This is a genomic window from Metabacillus sp. YM-086, from assembly GCF_048059995.1.
In the GTDB taxonomy this organism is placed as follows: Bacteria; Bacillota; Bacilli; order Bacillales; family Bacillaceae; genus Metabacillus; species Metabacillus litoralis_B.
The window spans coordinates 1-20,951 of sequence record NZ_JBLUOI010000069.1; the positions used below are offsets into that span (position 1 = coordinate 1).

At 36.3% G+C, this 20,951-nt stretch carries 22 protein-coding genes; 20 read left to right on the forward strand and 2 right to left on the reverse strand.

What is annotated here, in order from left to right; genetic code table 11:
• Positions 1-427 precede the first annotated feature (427 nt).
• The 9 genes from ACEWK1_RS21800 to ACEWK1_RS21840 all read left to right on the forward strand — a co-directional run bounded on the left by ACEWK1_RS21800 (position 428) and on the right by ACEWK1_RS21840 (position 10,172).
• A complete protein-coding gene (locus tag ACEWK1_RS21800) occupies positions 428-2,332 on the forward strand; it encodes a methylmalonyl-CoA mutase family protein (RefSeq protein WP_416636648.1) in 1,905 nt (634 codons plus the stop codon).
• Between the two features lie 11 nt (positions 2,333-2,343).
• Positions 2,344-4,476, forward strand: a complete 2,133-nt coding sequence (gene scpA, locus ACEWK1_RS21805; protein ID WP_416636657.1) for a methylmalonyl-CoA mutase — start codon at positions 2,344-2,346, stop codon at positions 4,474-4,476.
• Positions 4,473-5,483: a methylmalonyl Co-A mutase-associated GTPase MeaB gene (gene meaB / locus ACEWK1_RS21810; protein ID WP_416636649.1), complete on the forward strand. Its 1,011-nt coding sequence runs from the start codon at positions 4,473-4,475 to the stop codon at positions 5,481-5,483. Before scpA ends, meaB begins: the two co-directional genes overlap by 4 nt.
• A 70-nt stretch (positions 5,484-5,553) precedes the next feature.
• On the forward strand, positions 5,554-5,991 hold the full coding sequence (locus ACEWK1_RS21815; RefSeq protein WP_121662708.1) for a BrxA/BrxB family bacilliredoxin: 438 nt from the start codon (positions 5,554-5,556) through the stop codon (positions 5,989-5,991).
• A gap of 266 nt (positions 5,992-6,257) precedes the next feature.
• Positions 6,258-7,049, forward strand: coding sequence for a transporter substrate-binding domain-containing protein (locus ACEWK1_RS21820; protein WP_416636650.1), 792 nt, complete (start codon positions 6,258-6,260; stop codon positions 7,047-7,049).
• Between the two features lie 106 nt (positions 7,050-7,155).
• Positions 7,156-7,815: an amino acid ABC transporter permease gene (locus ACEWK1_RS21825; protein WP_121665044.1), complete on the forward strand. Its 660-nt coding sequence runs from the start codon at positions 7,156-7,158 to the stop codon at positions 7,813-7,815.
• Entirely contained in the window at positions 7,808-8,530 is a 723-nt protein-coding gene (locus ACEWK1_RS21830; RefSeq protein WP_121662706.1) for an amino acid ABC transporter ATP-binding protein, read from the forward strand. The genes ACEWK1_RS21825 and ACEWK1_RS21830 overlap by 8 nt, the downstream gene beginning before the upstream one ends.
• A gap of 103 nt (positions 8,531-8,633) precedes the next feature.
• Positions 8,634-9,617, forward strand: a complete 984-nt coding sequence (locus ACEWK1_RS21835; RefSeq protein WP_121662705.1) for an aromatic acid exporter family protein — start codon at positions 8,634-8,636, stop codon at positions 9,615-9,617.
• A gap of 33 nt (positions 9,618-9,650) precedes the next feature.
• A complete protein-coding gene (locus ACEWK1_RS21840) occupies positions 9,651-10,172 on the forward strand; it encodes a L,D-transpeptidase (protein WP_416636651.1) in 522 nt (173 codons plus the stop codon).
• 165 nt (positions 10,173-10,337) lie between these two features.
• Here ACEWK1_RS21840 and prli42 read toward each other — a convergent pair whose 3' ends face one another.
• Positions 10,338-10,430, reverse strand: coding sequence for a stressosome-associated protein Prli42 (gene prli42 / locus ACEWK1_RS21845; RefSeq protein WP_162987409.1), 93 nt, complete (start codon positions 10,428-10,430; stop codon positions 10,338-10,340).
• 164 nt (positions 10,431-10,594) lie between these two features.
• Here prli42 and mce point away from each other — a divergent pair, with 164 nt between their 5' ends.
• The 4 genes from mce (at position 10,595) to ACEWK1_RS21865 (ending at position 14,967) form a co-directional block, all read left to right on the forward strand.
• Positions 10,595-11,017: a methylmalonyl-CoA epimerase gene (mce, locus tag ACEWK1_RS21850; RefSeq protein WP_416636658.1), complete on the forward strand. Its 423-nt coding sequence runs from the start codon at positions 10,595-10,597 to the stop codon at positions 11,015-11,017.
• Complete coding sequence (locus tag ACEWK1_RS21855) at positions 11,007-12,560, forward strand: acyl-CoA carboxylase subunit beta (RefSeq protein ID WP_251398284.1); 1,554 nt, start codon at positions 11,007-11,009, stop codon at positions 12,558-12,560. The genes mce and ACEWK1_RS21855 overlap by 11 nt, the downstream gene beginning before the upstream one ends.
• A 21-nt stretch (positions 12,561-12,581) precedes the next feature.
• Entirely contained in the window at positions 12,582-13,700 is a 1,119-nt protein-coding gene (locus ACEWK1_RS21860) for a M20/M25/M40 family metallo-hydrolase (protein ID WP_416636652.1), read from the forward strand.
• A 154-nt stretch (positions 13,701-13,854) separates the two neighbouring features.
• Entirely contained in the window at positions 13,855-14,967 is a 1,113-nt protein-coding gene (locus tag ACEWK1_RS21865; RefSeq protein WP_416636653.1) for a CAP domain-containing protein, read from the forward strand.
• Positions 14,968-15,023: 56 nt separating this feature from the next.
• Here the strand turns inward: ACEWK1_RS21865 and ACEWK1_RS21870 are convergent, their stop codons facing one another.
• The gene (locus ACEWK1_RS21870) at positions 15,024-15,485 is read right to left on the reverse strand and encodes a BsuPI-related putative proteinase inhibitor (RefSeq protein WP_416636654.1); all 462 of its coding nucleotides are present in this window, start codon (positions 15,483-15,485) and stop codon (positions 15,024-15,026) included.
• A gap of 472 nt (positions 15,486-15,957) precedes the next feature.
• Here ACEWK1_RS21870 and ACEWK1_RS21875 point away from each other — a divergent pair, with 472 nt between their 5' ends.
• From ACEWK1_RS21875 to ACEWK1_RS21905, 7 genes are read left to right on the forward strand one after another with little or no spacing between them, the layout of a single operon-like run.
• Positions 15,958-16,260, forward strand: coding sequence for an urease subunit gamma (locus ACEWK1_RS21875; RefSeq protein ID WP_121662699.1), 303 nt, complete (start codon positions 15,958-15,960; stop codon positions 16,258-16,260).
• A gap of 19 nt (positions 16,261-16,279) precedes the next feature.
• Complete coding sequence (locus ACEWK1_RS21880; RefSeq protein WP_251398297.1) at positions 16,280-16,597, forward strand: urease subunit beta; 318 nt, start codon at positions 16,280-16,282, stop codon at positions 16,595-16,597.
• Positions 16,598-16,599: 2 nt separating this feature from the next.
• Complete coding sequence (gene ureC, locus ACEWK1_RS21885) at positions 16,600-18,306, forward strand: urease subunit alpha (protein ID WP_212138537.1); 1,707 nt, start codon at positions 16,600-16,602, stop codon at positions 18,304-18,306.
• 9 nt (positions 18,307-18,315) lie between these two features.
• Complete coding sequence (ureE, locus tag ACEWK1_RS21890) at positions 18,316-18,762, forward strand: urease accessory protein UreE (RefSeq protein WP_121662696.1); 447 nt, start codon at positions 18,316-18,318, stop codon at positions 18,760-18,762.
• Positions 18,755-19,441 (forward strand): urease accessory protein UreF, encoded by a 687-nt coding sequence (locus ACEWK1_RS21895; protein ID WP_121662695.1) that lies wholly within the window; start codon positions 18,755-18,757, stop codon positions 19,439-19,441. Before ureE ends, ACEWK1_RS21895 begins: the two co-directional genes overlap by 8 nt.
• 28 nt (positions 19,442-19,469) lie before the next feature.
• Positions 19,470-20,087 (forward strand): urease accessory protein UreG, encoded by a 618-nt coding sequence (ureG, locus tag ACEWK1_RS21900; protein WP_121662694.1) that lies wholly within the window; start codon positions 19,470-19,472, stop codon positions 20,085-20,087.
• A complete protein-coding gene (locus ACEWK1_RS21905; protein ID WP_212138536.1) occupies positions 20,084-20,896 on the forward strand; it encodes an urease accessory protein UreD in 813 nt (270 codons plus the stop codon). The genes ureG and ACEWK1_RS21905 overlap by 4 nt, the downstream gene beginning before the upstream one ends.
• Positions 20,897-20,951 lie beyond the last annotated feature (55 nt).

Below are 20,951 nucleotides of genomic sequence, written 5' to 3' on the forward strand. Positions count from 1 at the left end.
TTCCTTCACTTCTACTATAAAAAAATAGTAGCACAAACCATGGCCTTGGTTTATGCTACTAATGTTAGTATGTTTAATTGATGTGCTAATTTAGTTTTATATTCGGAGACTGAACCTGTTCGGTTATGGCTGTTTCCTTTTTATTTTAACATTCTTTTTAAACAAAATAACATATTGCATAGAATGCTTAATATAAATGTTTTTTAAAAAACAAATCCTTTTCTAAATCAAACTGAAATAACAAGACGCAAAGGTTTGTAGAACATCATTGCTGTTGGAAAAAAATTATAATAAAATAAAAATGTAAGCGCATTCTTTGTGTTTGGTGAAAATTGAGTGTGCTTCACGGCACCTAAGAATGCATAACATATGATAAGTCAAACATGTTAGTCGATAAGGGGGTGGGCTTCTTTATAGGAAGCACATAATGGGAGACGGACAAACACGTGAAGAAAACAAATGGGAAGTGTGGAAACAAGAAGCGGAGAAAGCGTTAAGGGGTAAAACGCTTGAAACTCTTCAAAAAGTTACATACGAGGGAATTAGAATAAAACCAATATATGATGAAACAGATTTAAAAGAAACTATATTAACACATAGCTTAAAAAACAAACTTGATCCATCCTGGAAAATAAGTCAGCCAATAAATGGTGAGTACGCAGAAGATATACAAGAAAAAATTAAGAATTCAAAAGTAAGAGGTCAAAATTCTTTCTTTCTAAATTCTTTCCAAAATCTAATGAAAAAAGAAGAGGTACAAACTGCCTTTAAACACTTGGATTGGAAGAATGATTCTATTTTTTGGGATGTAGGAAGTCATCTTGGATTAATTCCGCTTTTTTTACATATGAGAACAGAGCTAAATCAACTAAAAGATTTACAAGGTACGATTGGCTTTGATCCATATGAAAACATATTAAGAAACGGGGAGGATTCTTTATCACTTTCAACTAAGCTAGATTTTCTGGCAGATACAATCAAATGGATGAGTGAGTATGACTGTAAGACACGCTGCATACTCATGAAAGGGAATATATACAATGATGCCGGTGCAAATGCTAAACAAGAACTTGTTTACACCTTCTCACATGCTCTTGAAGTTATAAATGAATTACTAAATCGACAAGTACCATTGCAACAAATCGTAAATAGAATCACATTTTCATTTGGAATAGGCTCGAATTTTTTTATGGAAATAGCAAAGTTTCGAGCTGCTCATCATATATGGACATCACTCATGAATGCTTTAGGAGAGGCAAATACATCACCTGGCCTTTATTTACATGCAGTCACCTCAACCTACAATAAAACAATATTTGATGTTCATGTAAATTTATTACGTACGACGACAGAAAGCTTTTCGGCAATAAGTGGAGGAGTAGATGAGTTAACCATACTTCCTTTTGATTCTGTCCTAGATCAGCAAACAGAGCTTGGTGAAAGAATTGCCCGTAACACTCACTTTATTTTGCAGGAAGAAAGTTTACTTTCAAAAACGAACGATCCTGCAGCTGGATCTTACTATATAGAATCGTTAACAAATGAATTGTCAGCAAGGGTATGGGAGGAACTAAAAGAAATTGAGGATAAAGGTGGATTTCTCAAACAGTTAATATTGGGGAATGTACAAACAGAAATAAATAAGATTGCTGAACAAAGAGTCCATGACATGAATTATCGGAAAAACTTAGTAATTGGAACTAACACCTTTGCGAATCCTTCTGATCAAGTTTCAGACAATACACTTCACAACCAAAAAATCTACGAGAACAAAGAAAATACATTGCAACCTGTTTTCTCATTTCATGAGGCAATGCAATTTGTCTGTAAAGAAGGAACAACACCACGCTTAAAAAGCGACTCTCTAGAAAGTTCTTTGAGAGTAGAATCTCTAAAAACTACTAGATTAGTAGAGCATTTTGAAAAGCTTCGAATTAGGGCTCTTCAGGCAAAAAGAAAAGGGCAGGACATAAAAGTCGGTGTTGTAACGTTTGGTAAATTAAAAGATTACAAGCCAAGACTTGATTACATTTCGGGTATCCTTTTCTCTGGTGGAATAGATGTAGAGATTGTCTCAAAGGAAGAAACAACTAGAAATGAGAAAACACGCTGCCTTATCCTCTGTGGAAGCGACAATTGTTATCAAAGTATTGATTTAACGTTTATCGAGCGTTTAAAAGCTGATAATCAAAAACTTCATCTGTTTATAACAGGTAGTGGACAAGAAGAGATCGTAAATAAAGTACAGTTAGATGGCATGATTACTTCAAATATGAATGTTTATGAATTTTTAAAAAACATTCAGAACATATTGGGGGTTAGTGGAAATTGAAAAGAGTATCCATTTCTAATGCGCCGTTAGTAAAAGCAAACATTCAAAAAGACACTAATTCTTCACCTTTTATGACAAATGAACAAATTGAAGTAAAAAATATTTATAGTAAAGATGATTTAGAAAATTGTAGACATCTAGGAACTTTTCCAGGGGTAGAGCCATTTGTACGTGGTCCATATGCTACGATGTATGTGAATCGCCCTTGGACGATTCGTCAATATGCAGGCTTCTCAACAGCAGAGGAAAGTAACGCCTTTTACCGAAGGAATTTACAGATGGGACAAAAGGGACTATCCGTTGCGTTTGATTTAGCGACTCACCGGGGGTATGATTCTGATCATCCTAGAGTGGTAGGAGATGTAGGAAAAGCGGGTGTCGCAATTGATTCCATTTTAGATATGAAAATTCTGTTTGATCAGATTCCATTGGATGAGATGTCAGTATCTATGACGATGAACGGTGCTGTATTACCAATAATGGCATTTTATATTGTAACGGCTGAAGAGCAGGGTGTTGCAAAGGAAAAGTTATCAGGAACAATACAAAATGATATATTAAAAGAATATATGGTTCGGAACACATATATCTATCCTCCTGAAATGTCGATGAGAATTATAGGTGATATTTTTGAATATACAGCAAAAAATATGCCGAAGTTCAATAGCATAAGTATTTCTGGATATCATATGCAGGAGGCAGGGGCGCCTGCTGATCTTGAGCTAGCTTACACGTTAGCCGATGGACTTGAATATATAAGAACAGGGTTGAAAGCAGGGCTATCAATCGATCAGTTTGCACCTAGATTATCTTTTTTCTGGGCAATCGGGATGAATTACTTTATGGAAGTGGCAAAAATGAGAGCCGCACGTTATTTATGGACATCGATTGTTAAGGATTTTAGCCCACAAAATCATAAGTCACTAGCTTTGCGAACACATTCACAAACGTCAGGATGGAGTTTAACAGAACAAGATCCATTTAATAATGTTGTACGGACTTGCCTAGAAGCTCATGCAGCTGCAATGGGGCATACACAGTCTCTTCATACAAATGCATTAGACGAGGCAATTGCTTTACCAACAGATTTTTCTGCTAGAATTGCTCGTAACACACAGCTTTATCTTCAAAGTGAAACTGGTATTTGTAATGTGATAGATCCATGGGGCGGCTCCTATTATGTTGAATCTCTTACTTCATCATTAATTGAGCGTGCCAAAAAGCATATTGATGAAATAGAACAGCTTGGCGGCATGACAAAAGCAATAGAAACTGGTTTACCGAAAATGAAGATAGAGGAAGCGGCTGCTAGAAGACAAGCAAAAATAGATTCTGGAAAAGAAGTGATTATAGGAGTTAATAAATTCAGGTTAGATCATGAAGACCCGATTGACATATTATCAATTGATAATACGGAAGTAAGAAAGAAACAAATTGAAAGAATCCAACAACTTAAAGAAAATCGAAATGAAGACGAAGTCAACCATACTCTTCATCTATTAACGAAAGCTGCTGCTAGTGGTGAAGGGAATTTATTAGAATTGGCAGTTGAAGCTGCAAGAAAACGAGCGACTTTAGGTGAAATATCGTTTGCAATTGAAAAGGTATCAAAACGCCATCAAGCAATGATTCGGTCAATAAGTGGAGTATATAGCTCTGAATACTCAAATGATGAAGAAATAAAAAGAGTGAGAGAAAGAACTGATCAATTTTATGAGCTAGAAGGAAGACGTCCAAGAATCTTAATAGCTAAGATGGGGCAAGACGGTCATGATCGCGGGGCAAAGGTAATCGCCACAGCTTTTGCTGATCTGGGCTTTGATGTTGATATTGGTCCGCTTTTTCAAACACCAGAAGAAACAGCCAAGCAAGCAGTTGAAAATGATGTGCATGTTGTTGGTATGAGCTCTCTTGCGGCAGGACATAAAACGCTTCTTCCGCAATTAATATCCGAATTGAAAAAGCTTGGTCGAGAGGATATTGTGGTCATCATTGGCGGTGTTATCCCATTTCAAGATTATGAGGACTTAAAAGAAAAAGGCGCAGCTGAGATCTTCGGTCCAGGTACCGTTATTCCAGTTGCGGCGGAAAAAGTACTTAATAAAGTTTTCGATGTATTAGGCTATGAGGAATGGCAAGAATGAGTAAGTTTGTGAAAAAAAATCGTGATATTCCTGTTGAGCATTATATTAACGGAATTAAAAAAGCTGATCGTGTTATTTTGGCACAGGCTATTACTTTAGTTGAGAGTAATGCAAAGCACCATTTTGAAAAGTCTCAACAAATTATCGAAGCGTTACTTCAAAAGAAAAGTAAATCAATAAGAATTGGAATTACTGGCGTTCCTGGGGCAGGGAAAAGTACATTTATTGATTCATTTGGTACTTTCCTTTGTGAGCAAGAAAACCGAGTGGCAGTTTTAGCGGTTGATCCTAGTAGTCAAGTTTCTAAAGGTAGTATTATGGGAGATAAGACACGGATGGAACGTCTATCCAAGCATCCCAATGCTTATATTCGTCCTTCCCCTTCTGGTGGAAATCTTGGAGGAGTGAATAGAAAAACGAGAGAGACGATGATTTTATGTGAAGCAGCTGGGTATAATATTATTCTTGTTGAAACAATGGGTGTCGGACAAGGAGAATTTGTCGTTCGTGATATGGTAGATTTTTTTCTTCTCCTTGTTTTAACTGGTGCAGGTGATGAGCTGCAAACGATGAAAAAAGGCATAATGGAGTTGCCAGATTTAGTCGTTGTTAATAAAGCAGATGGAGATAATAAAGAAAAGGCTACTCATGCTAAGCGCGAATATAATACCATTCTTCATTACTTAAAATCCTATACAGAAGGCTGGATCACAAAGGCTGTTACAGCCTCAGCAAAAGAGGAAGAAGGTATTAGTGAAGTTTGGGATATTATTTATGCCTTTCAAGAATATACAAAGAAAAATCATTTATTCTACGAAAGAAGAGCTGAACAACAGCGAAATTGGCTTCACGATTTACTTAAACAAGAATTATATCGTTATTTTTATAATCACCCTGAAATTAAGGAACAGCTTATAAAAACAGAACGTACCGTTATAAGTGGAGAAAAAAGTGTTGCTTCTAGTGCACTTGATTTACTGAATTTATTCATGGAAAAGAAAATTTAAGCGATACATTTGCTCAATTTATTAAAACATTGGTAAAATACATCTATAGAGAGTAAAGGAGAGATTTTCTTTGAGCATGGATTTTAATTTATTTATGAATGATATTGTACAGCAAGCACGTAAAGAAATTGTTGCTGCAGGCTATACGGAGCTAAAAACACCTGAAGAAGTGGAAGATGTTCTTACTAAGCAAGGTACAACACTTGTTATGGTAAACAGTGTTTGTGGATGTGCAGGAGGAATTGCAAGACCTGCTGCTGCTCATGCTATTCACTATGATAAGCGTCCTGATCAATTGGTAACTGTTTTTGCTGGACAAGATAAGGAAGCGACAGCTCGTGCACGTGAAATGTTTACAGGCTATCCACCATCTTCACCTTCGTTTGCATTATTAAAAGATGGTAAACTATTAACAATGGTTGAGCGTCATGAAATTGAAGGACATGATCCAATGAGTGTTGTTGGCAAACTTCAAGCTGCTTTTGATGAATATTGTGAGGAAGTATAAAATGAAATAAAAGAAACTACACCAGGCTGTATGTTAATTAGCAGCGAGAGGTGTAGTTTTTTTATTGTAATATTATTGCTTTTTACTTATTAATCTTTTTTTATATTTTTTCAGAAAAGTATTAATAGATAGAAAAATTTAATAATTACATTTTTATAAATTATGATTGCATAAATATAAACCTGTGTTAAAATACAAAATGTCGAATAAATATTACATGATATTTAGAAAAAACTAATAGATGCTTATTATAGGAGGAAACTATCATGAAAAAATTATCACTATTCATTATAAGTATTTTAATGGTTGGCTTATTAGCAGCATGCGGTACAGCAACTGAAGAAGGTAATGAAACAACAGGATCTGAAGGAGAAAGCAAAAAAGTCTTAAAGATGGCAACTTCAGCTGATTACCCGCCATTTGAATATATTGATACAGCAAAAGGCAGCGATATTATTGGATTTGATATTGATTTGGTTAATGCTTTAGCAGAAAAAACGGGTTATGAAGTGGAAGTCCAAGATATGGATTTTAACAGTTTAATTCCAGCTCTACAAGCAAAACAAGTTGATTTAGTATTAGCAGGAATGACACCAACACCTGAACGTGCGGAAAACGTTGATTTTACAGATATTTATTATACAGCTAATCATATGATTGTCTCATTAAAGGATAATGAAGTGAAAAGTGTTGAAGAACTAGATGGAAAAACAATTGGTGTACAACTAGGTTCAATTCAAGAAGAAAAAGCAGCAGAAATTGCTGAGCAAGTTTCACTTAAGGTGGAAAATCGCAATAAAATTTCTGAGTTAATTCAGGAGTTAAAATCAGGTCGTATTGATGCAGCGATCATTGAAGATACAGTTGCAGCTGGATATTTTGAAAAAGATGATCAGTTAGCTGGATTTACACTTGAATCAAGTGAGGAAGCAGGTTCTGCAATTGCCTTCCAAAAAGGTAGTGAATATACAGAAGAGTTTAATAAAGCACTAAATGAGATGAAAGAAAATGGTGAGCTTGATGAATTAATCATCAAGTGGTTCGGTGGCAAAGAATAAGGTAAAAACCTTATTAGAAGAGGCTAACTCAGAAGGATTTTCCTTTGGTTTGAGTCAGCCTCTTTTCATTCGTGGATTATTGCTAACAGAAAGGAGTTGAATGGATATGGACTTAAACTTTGCTTCTATTGTCCCATCTATACCTTTTATATTAGAAGGAATAGTAGTAACATTAAAAATTGTTGTTTTATCTTTATTGCTTGGATTTGCTTGGGGGATTGTTCTTGCCCTACTTAAAATAAGCCGAATTAAACCATTGATGTGGATTGCTGATGCATATACATCAATATTTAGAGGAACACCACTAGTCTTGCAATTGCTTATCATCTATTTTGGATTACCGCAATTACTTGGTTTTCCAATTGATCCGTATCCGGCAGCAGTTGCTGCCTTCACATTAAATTCAGGTGCATATATTTCTGAAATTATTCGCGCGGGAATTAACGCAATTGATAAAGGTCAACAAGAGGCTTCAATGGCTTTAGGTATTCCTTATCCTAAAATGATGAAGGATATTATTTTACCTCAAGCATTCAAAAATATTTTACCTGCATTAATGAACGAATTTATTACGTTAACGAAAGAGTCGGCAATTGTAACAGTAATAGGAGTTCAAGATATTATGAGACGAGCTTATCAGGTAGGTGCAGATTCATATAATTACTTTGCACCGTTACTTTTTGCCGGAGTCATTTATTATATTTTAGTTATGTTCTTAACTCTTCTTGGTAAAGGACTAGAAGGGAGAATGAAACGAAGTGATTAAAGTTGAAAATCTTCATAAATCTTATGGTAAGTTAGAAGTGTTAAAGGGGATATCTACTACGATTACTTCAGGTGAAGTAATCGCCATTATCGGTCCTTCCGGGTCAGGAAAATCTACGTTTTTACGCTGTTTAAATTTACTTGAAAAGCCAACCGATGGAAAGGTATGGATAAATGATAGTGAATTAACACACCCGAAAACAGACATTGCCAAGGTGAGACAAAATGTTGGGATGGTGTTTCAGCATTTTCATTTATTTCCTCATAAGACGGTACTTGATAATTTAACGTATGCACCAATTACTGTTAAAGGTCTTTCGAAAAATGAGGCAGAAGAGCAAGCGAAAACCTTGTTAAACAAAGTAGGTCTTCTTGAGAAAGCAAATGAATATCCAAATCGTTTATCAGGTGGACAAAAGCAAAGGGTTGCTATTGCTAGGGCACTAGCGATGAATCCAGATGTTATGCTGTTTGATGAACCTACCTCAGCTTTAGATCCTGAAATGGTCAAGGAAGTATTAGAGGTTATGAAGGATTTGGCTCAAACTGGTATGACTATGGCGATCGTGACACATGAAATGGGGTTCGCTAAGGAAGTTGCAGATCGTGTGCTTTTCTTAGATGGAGGCTTGCTTGTGGAAGATGCACCGCCAAGCGAGTTCTTTACGGCTCCTAAAACAAAGCGTGCTCAGGATTTTCTTGAAAAGATGCTTTAATAGATATAATCAAAAAGATGATCTTAAATTGATCATCTTTTTTCGTTTTTTAAACTAAATAGTGTAAACTATTGTACATAATGGAGATATAAGGAGATTATCTATGTTTAAGATAGGCTACCGTACGGCAAAAACGGCACTTGGAACCACACTTGCTATTATGCTCGCACAATTTTTAGGGTTAGACAATTATACCTCTGCGGGAATTATCACAATACTATGTATACAGGTAACGAAGAAGAAATCTTTAAAAAGTTCTTGGGCGCGCTTTCTGGCTTGTTTGATTGCAATGATCTTTTCTTTTGTATTTTTTGAAGGTATTGCCTACCATCCGTTAGTAATCGGACTTCTTTTATTATTTTTTATTCCAACAACTGTTATTGTAAAGGCGACAGAAGGTATCGTGACAAGCACTGTTGTTATATTCCACTTATTCAGTGAAGAACAAATAACACTTGATATTATCGGAAATGAATTATCAATCGTTGTAATAGGAATCGGTATGGCTCTTATTATGAATTTATATATGCCTAGTGTGGAGAAAAAATTAAAAAATTTACAGATTGAAATTGAGGAAAATTTGGCTGTTATATTTCAAGAAATTGAACGTTATTTAACAGAAAAAGATCAAAAATGGGATGGAAAGGAAATTACGAAGACAGCAAAGCTCATAGACGAGGCAAAAACAATCGCATTTCGAGATGTTGAAAATCATTTTTTACGTCATGAGAATTCGTATTATCATTATTTTAAAATGAGAGAAAAACAATTTGAGATTATTGAGCGAGTTATTCCGATAGTCACCTCAATACATATTGCTATGGAACAAAGTAAAATGATTGCCGACTTTTTACATGAGTTAAGTTTGAATATCCATCCAGGAAATACAGCAAATAAATTTCTTAGCCAACTACAAGAGATGAAAAGGTCTTTTGAGGAAATGGATTTGCCAAAAACAAGGGAAGAGTTTGAAGCAAGAGCAGCTTTGCTGCATTTTGTAAGAGAGATGGAACAGTATTTGGTGATAAAAAGTCAATTTAAAGGGATGGAGCCCAACCAGAGATTGCATGGAATGAAAGCAACCTGAACATATTAAAAAGAAAAAGGACGGTGATTTTTAATGAAAGCATTGTTTCTTTTTCTTTTTATTGTTCATTCACCATTCTGGCCTTTAGGAGATAATCCAATACCTGGTGATCCTTTTATCATTATTAATAAACAAACAAATGAACTGGCTTTTATTAATGATAATGAAATAAAGGAAATTCATCATGTGGCAACAGGAAAAACGAAGGAACTTACACCTGAGGGAAAGTTTACAATAACAGTTAAGGCAGTTGACCCTTATTATCGGAAAAAAGATATACCAGGAGGTGACCCTAAAAACCCTCTTGGGACAAGATGGATTGGTTTTGATGCAGAAGACACGGATGGACGAACCTTTGGGATTCATGGAACAAATAACAATGATTCTATTGGACACTATGTAACGCAAGGTTGTGTAAGGATGCGAAACGAAGAGGTTGAAACGTTTTATAAAAAAGTTCCTTTAGGCACGAAGGTGCTTATTACTAATACAGAAGAATCTTTTGAGAATTTAGCGATAAAGCATGGTGCAATAACAAAAGAGTCTGGAAGATAGGTTTTACCGCCTTTCTTTCAGACTCTTTTGTTGTATTCCAACAAGATTTTGACCTTAGAACATGAATCTTCGGGTCAACTCATGAATATCTTTTAAATTATTGAAACGAGGTAATGTATAAAATAACAAATACATTACCTCATAGGAATCATATAGTTTCTAGTATTAAAACCAAGCTGATACACCAGCAAGTAGAGTTGTGATAAGCATAACGCCAATCATTAAATAAACGACAACTTTTTGTGTTTTACGTGACATATTTCTTCACTCCTTGTACGTATTATTCTATCGTGAAAGTTTCATTTGGACAACAGTTAAAATGTGAAAGAATTTCGTCAAAAAAAGAGGAATTTCTTTAGTGGAAAGAGAAGAAATATTATATCTTGATAGCGTTTTCATCATAAGGTGGGGAGAGATGAGTGTTGATAAACAAAGTTGATCATATTGGAATTGCCGTACATTCAATAGAAAGTGCATTAACATTTTATAGAGACGTTTTGCAGCTTCGATTATTAGGGGTTGAAGAGGTTTCGACACAACAAGTGAAAGTGGCATTTTTAAAAGCTGGAGAAACAAAAATTGAATTGTTAGAACCAATGTCTGATGAAAGTGCTATTAGCAAATTTCTCTCAAAAAAGGGGGAAGGAATTCACCATATAGCTTTAGGGGTAGATGACATAAGTGCCCGTTTAAAAGAGCTAAAGGAAAAAGGAATTCCTCTTATTGATGAAAATGTAAGAAGCGGTGCAGCTAATTCGAATATTGCGTTTATTCACCCATCGGCAGGGAATCGTGTGTTAGTTGAGTTATGTGAAAAAAAGCGGGGTGAACGTAATGAATCATGATATTTATGAAAAAATTAACGAATTATACGATCGAAGACGAGCGGTAGAGTTAGGTGGCGGTGATGAAAAAGTAGCAAAACAACACGAAAAAGGAAAATTAACCGCCCGAGAAAGAATCGATTTGTTACTTGATCCTGGTTCTTTTGTTGAAATTAATCCTTTTATTCAACATCGATGTAATGATTTTGGCTTATCTGATAAAGCTGGTCCTGGTGATGGTGTTGTAACGGGTTATGGGAAAGTAAATGGAAAACCAATATATCTGTTTTCCCAAGACTTTACTGTTTTTGGCGGAGCTCTAGGTGAAATGCATGCGATGAAGATTGCAGCTGTTATGGATTTAGCTGCAAAAAATGGTACTCCTTTTGTTGGACTAAATGACTCTGGCGGTGCTAGAATTCAAGAGGGTGTGGTATCATTAGATGGCTATGGCCAAATCTTTTACCGAAACACAATTTATTCCGGTGTTATTCCTCAAATTTCTGTTATATTGGGTCCGTGTGCAGGAGGGGCTGTTTATTCACCGGCTATAACGGATTTTGTTTTTATGGTCGAAAAAACTAGCCAAATGTTTATTACAGGACCGAAAGTAATTGAAACCGTAACAGGTGAGAAAATAAGTTCAGAGGATTTAGGTGGTGCAAAAGTACATAATACCATTAGCGGAAATGCTCATTTTTCAGGTTCTACTGAAGAGGATGTACTTTTACAGGTACGGAATTTATTGAGTTATTTACCGCAAAATAATGAAGAAAAGCCACCTGTCAGGTCTGTACAAAATTCAGATGATTATCGACCTGATTTAACAGATAGTATACCTTTTGATGCCGTAAGACCATATGATGTGAGAACAGTCATTAAACAGGTTGTTGATGAACAATCATTTTTAGAAGTTCAGAAGGATTTTGCCAAAAACATTGTGATCGGATTAGCTAGGATTAAGGGTGAAGTTGTTGGTTTGGTTTGTAATCAACCGAAGTATATGGCTGGCGGTTTAGATATTGATTCTTCTGATAAAGCAGCTAGATTTATACGTTTTTGTGATTCTTTTCAAATACCACTTATCACGTTTGAGGATGTGACTGGCTTTTTCCCAGGGATTAAACAAGAACACGGAGGAATTATTCGTCATGGTGCCAAAATTCTATTTGCTTATTCCGAGGCAACTGTTCCTAAAATAACAGTTATCTTAAGAAAAGCATACGGAGGTGCTTATGTAGCGCTAAATAGTAAATCTATTGGTGCTGATCTTGTATTTGCATGGCCGAATGCGGAAATTGCTGTTATGGGCCCACAAGGAGCTGCGAATATCATCTTTGCTAAAGAAATTCAAGAAAGCCCTAACCCGGAGCAAACAAGGGCTGAGAAAATTGAGGAATACCGAAAAAAGTTCGCCAACCCATATGTTGCCGCAAGCCAAGGCATGGTGGATGATGTGATTGACCCTAGAGATACAAGGATTAAACTTATTCAGGCATTGGAAATGCTAAGAACAAAAAAGGAAAATAGACCAGCAAAAAAACATGGGAATATTCCCCTTTAATGCGTAGGAGGAAATGAATTTATGATTAATAAGCAACGTTTATTAGACGAGTTCCTTGAATTGGTTCAAGTTGACTCAGAAACAAAATATGAAGCAGAAATAGTAAAGGTACTAAAAAAGAAGTTTTCCGATCTAGGTTTACAAGTTGTTGAAGATGATACAACAGGTATAACAGGTCATGGGGCTGGAAACCTTATTTGTACATTGGAAGCGACCAAAGATAATGTTGATCCAATTTACTTTACATCCCACATGGATACAGTAGTACCTGGTAAGGGGATTAAGCCGAGCATTAAAGATGGGTATGTGGTTACTGATGGAACAACTATACTCGGTGCAGACGATAAGGCTGGTCTAGCAGCTATGCTTGAAGCCATTAAAACATTAAAAGAAGAAAATATCCAACATGGAAAAATAGAATTTGTCATAACAGCTGGAGAGGAATCTGGATTAGTCGGAGCAAAAGCACTGGACCCAAATCTAATGACAGCTAAGTTTGGTTATGCACTTGATAGTGATGGTAAGGTTGGGACAATTATCGTGGCAGCTCCAACACAAGCGAAAGTTAAGGCAACAGTTTATGGGAAAACAGCACATGCTGGTGTAGCTCCTGAAAAAGGTGTTTCAGCGATTACCATTGCTGCAAAGGCTATTGCAAAAATGCCTTTAGGAAGAATTGATCATGAAACAACTGCCAATATAGGGCGTTTTGAAGGAGGTACACAAACAAATATTGTTTGTGATTTAGTACATATCCTAGCAGAAGCCCGTTCTTTAGTTCCGGAAAAAATGGAAGAACAAGTAAAGAAAATGAAAGAAGCTTTTGAAACTGTTGCCACAGAGATGGGTGGAAGTGCAGAAGTTGATATTGAGGTTATGTATCCAGGGTTTAAATTTGGTGATGGAGATCATGTTGTATCAGTTGCAAAACGTGCTGCTGCAAGAATTGGTCGTAATAGCGAATTGCAAACTAGTGGTGGTGGTAGTGATGCAAACGTAATCGCTGGTAATGGAATTCCTACAGTTAACTTAGCAGTAGGATATGAAGAAATTCATACAACAAATGAAAAAATGCCAATTGAGGAACTAGAAAAAACAGCCGAACTGGTTTTAGCTGTTATTCAAGAAGTGGCTCAGTAATGCTTAGCGCTTGGAGTATTCCAAGCGTTTTTTGGTGTTTCATACCCAAAAAGTGAATCTCTCTCCAAATAGCTTGATTATTACCATCAATAGATTTCAGAAAAATAAAGAAAATAAGAAGGTAGTTGATCAAAAATTTAAGGAGGGGTTTGCGTTGATAAAGAAAAAGCTTGGGTTAATTACTACGAGTGCTTTAGTTGTTGGGTTAGTAGCATGTAACAATAACGAAGGTGCTTTTGAAACCAATAACAGAACAAATACAATGGACGTTGCAGAAAATGTAAACTATAACGGCCGAACAAGCTATGGACCTTTTACGAGGGATATAAATACACTTGACAGAGCGGAGAATAATCGTTTTAGAACAACAAATCGTGATAATAATATTAAAGATAATGATTATGAACTTGTTACTGATCGTTTCATGGGAGATGATGATCAGAATGGGATGACAATATCAAGTTCGAAAACAGATCTTTCAAGTGAGAAATACCCGCATACAAAGGCAATTGCTGTTCAAGAAGCAAAATATAAATTTATTAGAGCAAATTCCAAAGAAGATGCAGAAAAACAAGCTCGTCAGTTTATTGAACAACAAAAGCAGCAAGCACAGCAAAAAGCGAATCAGTTAACGCAGCGTTATACTGGGCAAGCAAACCAGCAACAAGCTCAGCAGCAGGCAGCAAATCAGCAACAAGCACAAACGAAGCAACAAGCAAATGCTCAACAAAATAATCAAGCAACAAACCAACAGCAAGCAAAAGCGCCAGCACAGCAACAGGCACCAGCACAGCAAGAGCAAGCAAAAGCACCGGCACAACAACAGCAGGCACCAGCTCAGCAAGAACAAGCAAAAGCACCTGCTGAAAAGCAACAACCTGCACAAGGTGTAAACCAAGCTGTTCAGCAGGTTATTGACTTAACGAATGCAGAAAGACGTAAAAATGGATTACCTGATTTAAAGGCAGACACACAATTGAATGGCGTAGCTCAGAAGAAGTCAGAAGATATGAGACAAAATAATTACTTCTCACATACTAGCCCAACATATGGTTCTCCATTTGATATGATGAGGGATTTCGGAGTAACATATAAAACGGCTGGTGAAAATATCGCGCAAGGTCAACGAACACCACAAGAAGTAGTTCAAGCTTGGATGAATAGTGAAGGACACAGAAAAAATATTTTAAGTAAGGATTTTACACATATAGGGATTGGATATGATTCAAACGGACATCATTGGACACAGATGTTTGTAGGGAGATAAAATGCCACTATTTAACCAAAGAGGTGAGTCTGTTTTTATACTGACTCACCTCTTGGTTATTCTAGTGTAAACTCTTTAGTAATTTTATAAGTTGCCCCTTCCTCAGGAGTCATCCATGCTGTTAAAAGGTATTCTCCTTTTTGAAGGTCTAATTCAGTCAAGTTGATTTTATATTTAAATTCTTCTCCAGGTGCAATGCTCTCCTCTCCCAAGGCTGAAAGAAAGGAGGCAGTACTTGAATATAGGAACAATTCCTGACCTTCCGTCGTTGATACAGAAAAGTCAACTCTTTGTGAGCTTGTAAATTTCAAAGTGATTGCTTTCTCCGTTTGATTTTTTACTTTATATTCATATTGAAGTGGACTAAGTTCAGTTATGCTAGGTGCCATCTCACCGGCAACAATACCCTGATCACTTTCGGGATTATTGCCTCCTCCTTGTTGGTTATTACTTGTATGACTATCACCACACCCAACTACTATTAACATGGTTATTAATAAACTAATGATCGCTCTCAATATCTACACCTACCTTATATCGCTTATAGAATTTGTCGTTTTTCTAATAGAATAGTTACAAAAACTTAAGTCTTATTTTATTTTTCTCAAGTGTTTGTTTCAGATGGTCTGTTTATAAGAGAATATAACTGAATTTTAAAAAAATATTGTATAACAATGGGAATTCTGTATAATGAGTAATATAAGTTATGTTAACTTTTCTTACATATAGAGTTAATTTTCATGACATCAATAGTAAAAGTTCATTGATTTTATGTTTGGTGTAAGTAAATATGTCGAAGGGACCTGAAAAAAAGGAGGTAAGTTGTAAGCAAGACCAGAAAAGTTTTGTATTTCCCCCTAAAAATATAGATCCTTTTTTTCTCTGGTCTTGCTTAATTCTTATCTCTAACATATGCTTCAAAATTTTTTAATAAAGTAATTGTTTGAAGATTATTACAAAAGCATTTAGCGATTTAGGAGGAAAAAAATAATGAAACTTACTTCTCGTGAGCAGGAAAAGCTCATGATTGTTGTTGCGGCAGATTTAGCTAGAAGAAGACAAAATAGAGGCCTAAAACTGAACTATCCTGAAGCTATTGCGATCTTAACCTACGAGGTGTTAGAAGGTGCGAGAGATGGAAAGTCTGTTTCAGAACTTATGCAATATGGAAAACACATATTATCCAGAGAAGATGTTATGGAAGGAGTACCAGAAATGATTCATGACATCCAAGTAGAGGCAACATTTCCTGATGGAACAAAATTAGTAACGGTCCATGAACCGATTTCATGATACGAAAAGAGGATGAAGAATGGTACCAGGACAATTAAGGTTAAAAAAAGAGCCGATTATTTGTAATGAAAACAAAAAGTCAACCAAACTTGAAGTTGTTAATAATGGAGATCGACCTGTACAAATTGGATCTCATTTTCATTTTTACGAGGTTAATAGTTCACTTGAATTCGATCGAGAAAAAGCTTTTGGGAGAAGATTAAATATTCCTGCGGGTACAGCCGTCCGATTTGAACCAGGAGATCAAAAAGTAATAGAGCTTATCTCATTTTCTGGTGAAAGAAGAATATACGGTCTTAACAATTTAACAAATGATGCACTGGATAAAGGAGTGTAACGATGAGCTTTCGAATGTCACGACATCAATATGCAGATATGTTTGGTCCAACAGTTGGCGATCAGGTAAGGCTTGGAGATACTGAATTATTTATTGAAGTTGAAAAAGATTACACCACATATGGTGATGAAGTTAAATTTGGTGGAGGAAAAGTGATTAGGGATGGTATGGGGCAGCATCCTCTGGCAACAAGGAAAGATGCTGTAGACCTTGTTGTGACTAATGCGTTAATTCTTGATTATACAGGCATTTATAAAGCTGATATTGGTATAAAAGAAGGAATCATTACTTGTATTGGAAAAGCGGGTAATCCTCTGATTATGGATTCTGTGGACATTGTGATCGGGGCTTCAACTGAGGTTATTGCAGCAGAAGGAATGATTGTTACGGCAGGAGGAATAGATGCGCATATTCATTTTATTTGCCCTCAGCAAGTTCGTACTGCCATTGAATCGGGTGTTACAACGATGATAGGAGGAGGTACAGGTCCCGCTACAGGAACAAATGCAACAACTTGTACACCTGGAGCTTGGAATATCCATCAAATGCTCAAGGCAGCCGAAGAATTTCCTGTTAATTTAGGGTTTCTTGGCAAAGGGAACGCTTCTAATGAAGAAGCACTACAAGAGCAAATTGAAGCAGGAGCAATTGGATTAAAGCTCCATGAAGATTGGGGAACAACAACATCGAACATTGATAAAGCACTATCAGTAGCCGATCAATACGATGTTCAGATCGCAATCCACAGTGATACGTTAAACGAAGGTGGGTTTGTGGAGGATACTTTAAATGCTATTGATGGGCGTGTGATTCATACATACCATACAGAAGGTGCAGGTGGAGGTCACGCCCCTGATATTATTAAAGCTGCTTCTTACCCGAATATACTTCCTTCATCAACAAACCCAACGAGACCATATACGGTTAATACAATTGCAGAGCACTTAGATATGCTGATGGTATGTCATCATTTAGATCCATCTGTACCAGAAGATCTGGCCTTTGCAGATTCTCGTATTCGAAAGGAAACAATCGCAGCAGAAGATATTCTTCATGATTTAGGTGTGTTTAGTATGATCAGCTCCGATTCACAGGCAATGGGAAGAGTCGGTGAAGTTATTTCAAGAACGTGGCAAACAGCTGATAAGATGAAACGTCAACGTGGTGAGTTAATCCCTGGAGAAGAAAACGATAATGCTAGAGCCAAAAGATATGTTGCTAAATACACGATAAACCCTGCAATAACCCACGGTATCTCAGATTATGTGGGGTCCATTGAAGTAGGCAAGCTAGCTGATTTTGTTTTGTGGGATCCAGCCTTCTTCGGTGCTAAGCCAGAGTTAGTTGTAAAAGGAGGAATGATTGCGTGGAGTGTAATGGGAGACCCGAATGCGTCAATTCCAACTCCACAGCCAGCCTTGTATCGTCCAATGTTTGCAAGCTTTGGAAAGGCGAAATATTCAACTAGCATGACATTTTTGTCGAAGGCAGCTTATGAGCAGGGAGTAAATAAAGAACTAGGTTTACAAAAGAAAATAGGAATTGTAAAGAATATCCGTCAATTAAAGAAAAGTGATATGAAATTAAATGGGGAAACACCACGAATAGAGGTTGATCCACAAACCTATGAAGTTACGGTTGATGGTCAATTGATTACGTGTGAACCAGATAACAAAGTGCCTTTGGCTCAACGATATTTTTTATTTTGAGGTGAGAAGATGATCATTGAAAAAATAGTAGGAAATGTAAAGGATTTAGAAAAAGCTCCACATCATGTTGAACGTGTTTACTTAAGAAGTGATGATTTAGTTAAGAAAATTCAACGTGTCAAAACAGATCATGGAAAAGAGCTTGGGATCCGTCTAAAAGACGTGAAAGAATTAATGGATGGAGATATTCTTTTTCAGGATGAAAAGAATTCGATTGTTATTAGTGTGATAGAGGATGATGTTATTGTCATTAAACCAACTAGCATCCTTCAAATGGGAGAGATCGCCCATCAATTAGGAAACCGACATCTACCAGCTCAATTTGAAGGTAATGAGATGATCGTGCAGTATGACTATTTAGTAGAGCGTTTGCTAGAGGAGTTGGAGGTTCCATATGCTAGGGAAAATCGGAAAATGAATCAAGCCTTTAAACATATCGGACATTCACATGACTAAACACTTGTTTCAATTGCTGCAAATTTGTGATTCGAATTTTCCATCAGGAGCATTTTCTCATTCTTTTGGATTAGAAACGTATATACAAGAAGATAAAGTGGTAGATAAAAAAACATTTTTATTAGCGCTTAAACAGTTTCTGCAAACCCAATTTGTTTTTACAGATGGTTTAGCATGTCGGTTAGCCTTTGAATATTTACAAGAGAAACGATTAAATTCGATTTGGCAACTAGATCATGAACTTTTTGCTCTTGCCATGGCTAAAGAAACACGTGAGGGAAATCGTCGAATTGGTCGGCAAATGGTGAAAGTCATGAATGAGCTGTTTCCAAACCAACAGTTAGAAACTTATCAACTAAAAATTAAAGATAAGAAAGCTCATGGTCACAGTTCAATCGTTTTTGCAGTTGTGTGTCAAGGTTTAGATATAGAGTTGGAGACAACCTTATCTACTTATCTTTTTGCCACAACTTCCTCCCTCGTTCAAAACGCAGTGAGAGGAATTCCGATTGGACAAACTGATGGGCAAAAAATTTTAGTTGAAATACAACCGTTCTTGAATCAGATGGTCAAACAAATAATGAATCTTAATGAAGAACACTTTGGTGCGGGGGCACCGGGTTTGGAAATTGCTCAAATGGTACATGAGCAGCTTTCAGTACGATTGTTTATGTCATAATTTAACAAGATATGAAAGGATGAATAAGATGAGTGAACCAATTAAAATCGGTATCGGAGGACCTGTAGGTGCAGGCAAAACATTATTAGTAGACAAATTAACAAGGGTGTTAATGGATGAGCTTGAAGTTGCGGTCATTACAAATGATATATATACAAAAGAAGATGCTCAGTTTTTAATAAAAAACGGTGCATTACCAGAAGATCGAATTATTGGTGTTGAAACAGGTGGATGCCCTCATACTGCCATTCGTGAAGATGCCTCAATGAATTTTGCGGCAATAGATGAATTAAATGAGCGTCACCCGAATCTTGACCTTATTTTTGTGGAAAGCGGTGGAGATAATCTAGCTGCAACCTTTAGTCCTGAGCTAGTAGATTTTTCTATTTATATTATTGATGTTGCACAAGGGGAAAAAATCCCCCGTAAAGGTGGTCAGGGGATGATCAAGTCTGACTTATTTATTATCAATAAAATTGATTTAGCACCTTATGTTGGGGCTGATCTTGAGATTATGAGAAAAGACACACTATCATCAAGAGGAGATCGTCCATATATTTTTACAAATCTTAAAGATGGAACAGGTGTTAATGAGGTAGTGGATTGGATTCGTAAGGAAGCATTTTTGGTTGGTCTTGAAGCATGACGTATACAGGGTACCTTCAGCTTGAGGTAGAGAAAAAACAAAATAAATCTGTGATTAGTAATAGTTTTTTCGATGGCGTGTTAAAAATAACACGTCCGACCTATCTTCCTGAAGGTCTGCCTCTTTTAACACTTATCCATGTGGGTGGTGGCTATGTTGACGGTGACTCCTATAAAACCGAGGTTGTAGTAGGTGAAGGGGCAAAGCTAGCTTTAACTACGCAAGCTTCCACAAAGGTTTATAAGTCACCTCGATTAGGTGTAACTCAAGACATGGATTATTTTTTGAAAAATAATAGTGAGCTATATGTGAAACAAGATTCATTAATTCCCTATAAAGATGCTAATTTTTCACAACAAACGAATGTGTATATGGAATCATCTTCAACCTTTTATTATACAGATGTGATCACACCCGGATGGTCTGAAAATGGGAAGCTTTTTCAGTATAAAAAGGTGGCTTCAAAAATGAAAATCTTTATTGATGGCAAGCTTCAGGTATTTGACCATCAATTGTTAGTTCCGGATCAAAATCTTCATCAATTCATGCAACTCGAAGGATATACCCATTTAGGAACCTTGTTTATGATTCATCCTCATGTAAATGAAACGTTAATAGAGAAAATTAGAGAGGCTTTATCTTCTTCTATAGATGCTAGATTTGGGATAAGCTTATTGAATATTCCAGGCTTGGCATTAAGAGTACTAGCTAACAGTACACCTGCAATAGAAATGATCTTTAGTGTGTGTGAAACTTTAATCCGAAAAGAATTGGATGAAAAAGAAATGATAGAGTGGAGAAAATGGTAATAGATTAGAGAGAACGCTTATATGCTTACGCTTCTTCTATACCTTTTTAAACAAG

Bases quoted from the DNA above. Each gene is read 5' to 3' on its own strand.
- ACEWK1_RS21800 (WP_416636648.1), top strand. From the start codon at position 428: ATGGGAGACGGACAAACACGTGAAGAAAACAAATGGGAAGTGTGGAAA.
- meaB (WP_416636649.1), top strand. From the start codon at position 4,473: ATGAGTAAGTTTGTGAAAAAAAATCGTGATATTCCTGTTGAGCATTAT.
- ACEWK1_RS21820 (WP_416636650.1), top strand. From the start codon at position 6,258: ATGAAAAAATTATCACTATTCATTATAAGTATTTTAATGGTTGGCTTA.
- ACEWK1_RS21825 (WP_121665044.1), top strand. From the start codon at position 7,156: ATGGACTTAAACTTTGCTTCTATTGTCCCATCTATACCTTTTATATTA.
- ACEWK1_RS21835 (WP_121662705.1), top strand. From the start codon at position 8,634: ATGTTTAAGATAGGCTACCGTACGGCAAAAACGGCACTTGGAACCACA.
- ACEWK1_RS21840 (WP_416636651.1), top strand. From the start codon at position 9,651: ATGAAAGCATTGTTTCTTTTTCTTTTTATTGTTCATTCACCATTCTGG.
- prli42 (WP_162987409.1), bottom strand. From the start codon at position 10,430: ATGTCACGTAAAACACAAAAAGTTGTCGTTTATTTAATGATTGGCGTT.
- ACEWK1_RS21855 (WP_251398284.1), top strand. From the start codon at position 11,007: ATGAATCATGATATTTATGAAAAAATTAACGAATTATACGATCGAAGA.
- ACEWK1_RS21860 (WP_416636652.1), top strand. From the start codon at position 12,582: ATGATTAATAAGCAACGTTTATTAGACGAGTTCCTTGAATTGGTTCAA.
- ACEWK1_RS21875 (WP_121662699.1), top strand. From the start codon at position 15,958: ATGAAACTTACTTCTCGTGAGCAGGAAAAGCTCATGATTGTTGTTGCG.
- ACEWK1_RS21880 (WP_251398297.1), top strand. From the start codon at position 16,280: ATGGTACCAGGACAATTAAGGTTAAAAAAAGAGCCGATTATTTGTAAT.
- ureC (WP_212138537.1), top strand. From the start codon at position 16,600: ATGAGCTTTCGAATGTCACGACATCAATATGCAGATATGTTTGGTCCA.
- ureE (WP_121662696.1), top strand. From the start codon at position 18,316: ATGATCATTGAAAAAATAGTAGGAAATGTAAAGGATTTAGAAAAAGCT.
- ACEWK1_RS21895 (WP_121662695.1), top strand. From the start codon at position 18,755: ATGACTAAACACTTGTTTCAATTGCTGCAAATTTGTGATTCGAATTTT.
- ureG (WP_121662694.1), top strand. From the start codon at position 19,470: ATGAGTGAACCAATTAAAATCGGTATCGGAGGACCTGTAGGTGCAGGC.
- ACEWK1_RS21905 (WP_212138536.1), top strand. From the start codon at position 20,084: ATGACGTATACAGGGTACCTTCAGCTTGAGGTAGAGAAAAAACAAAAT.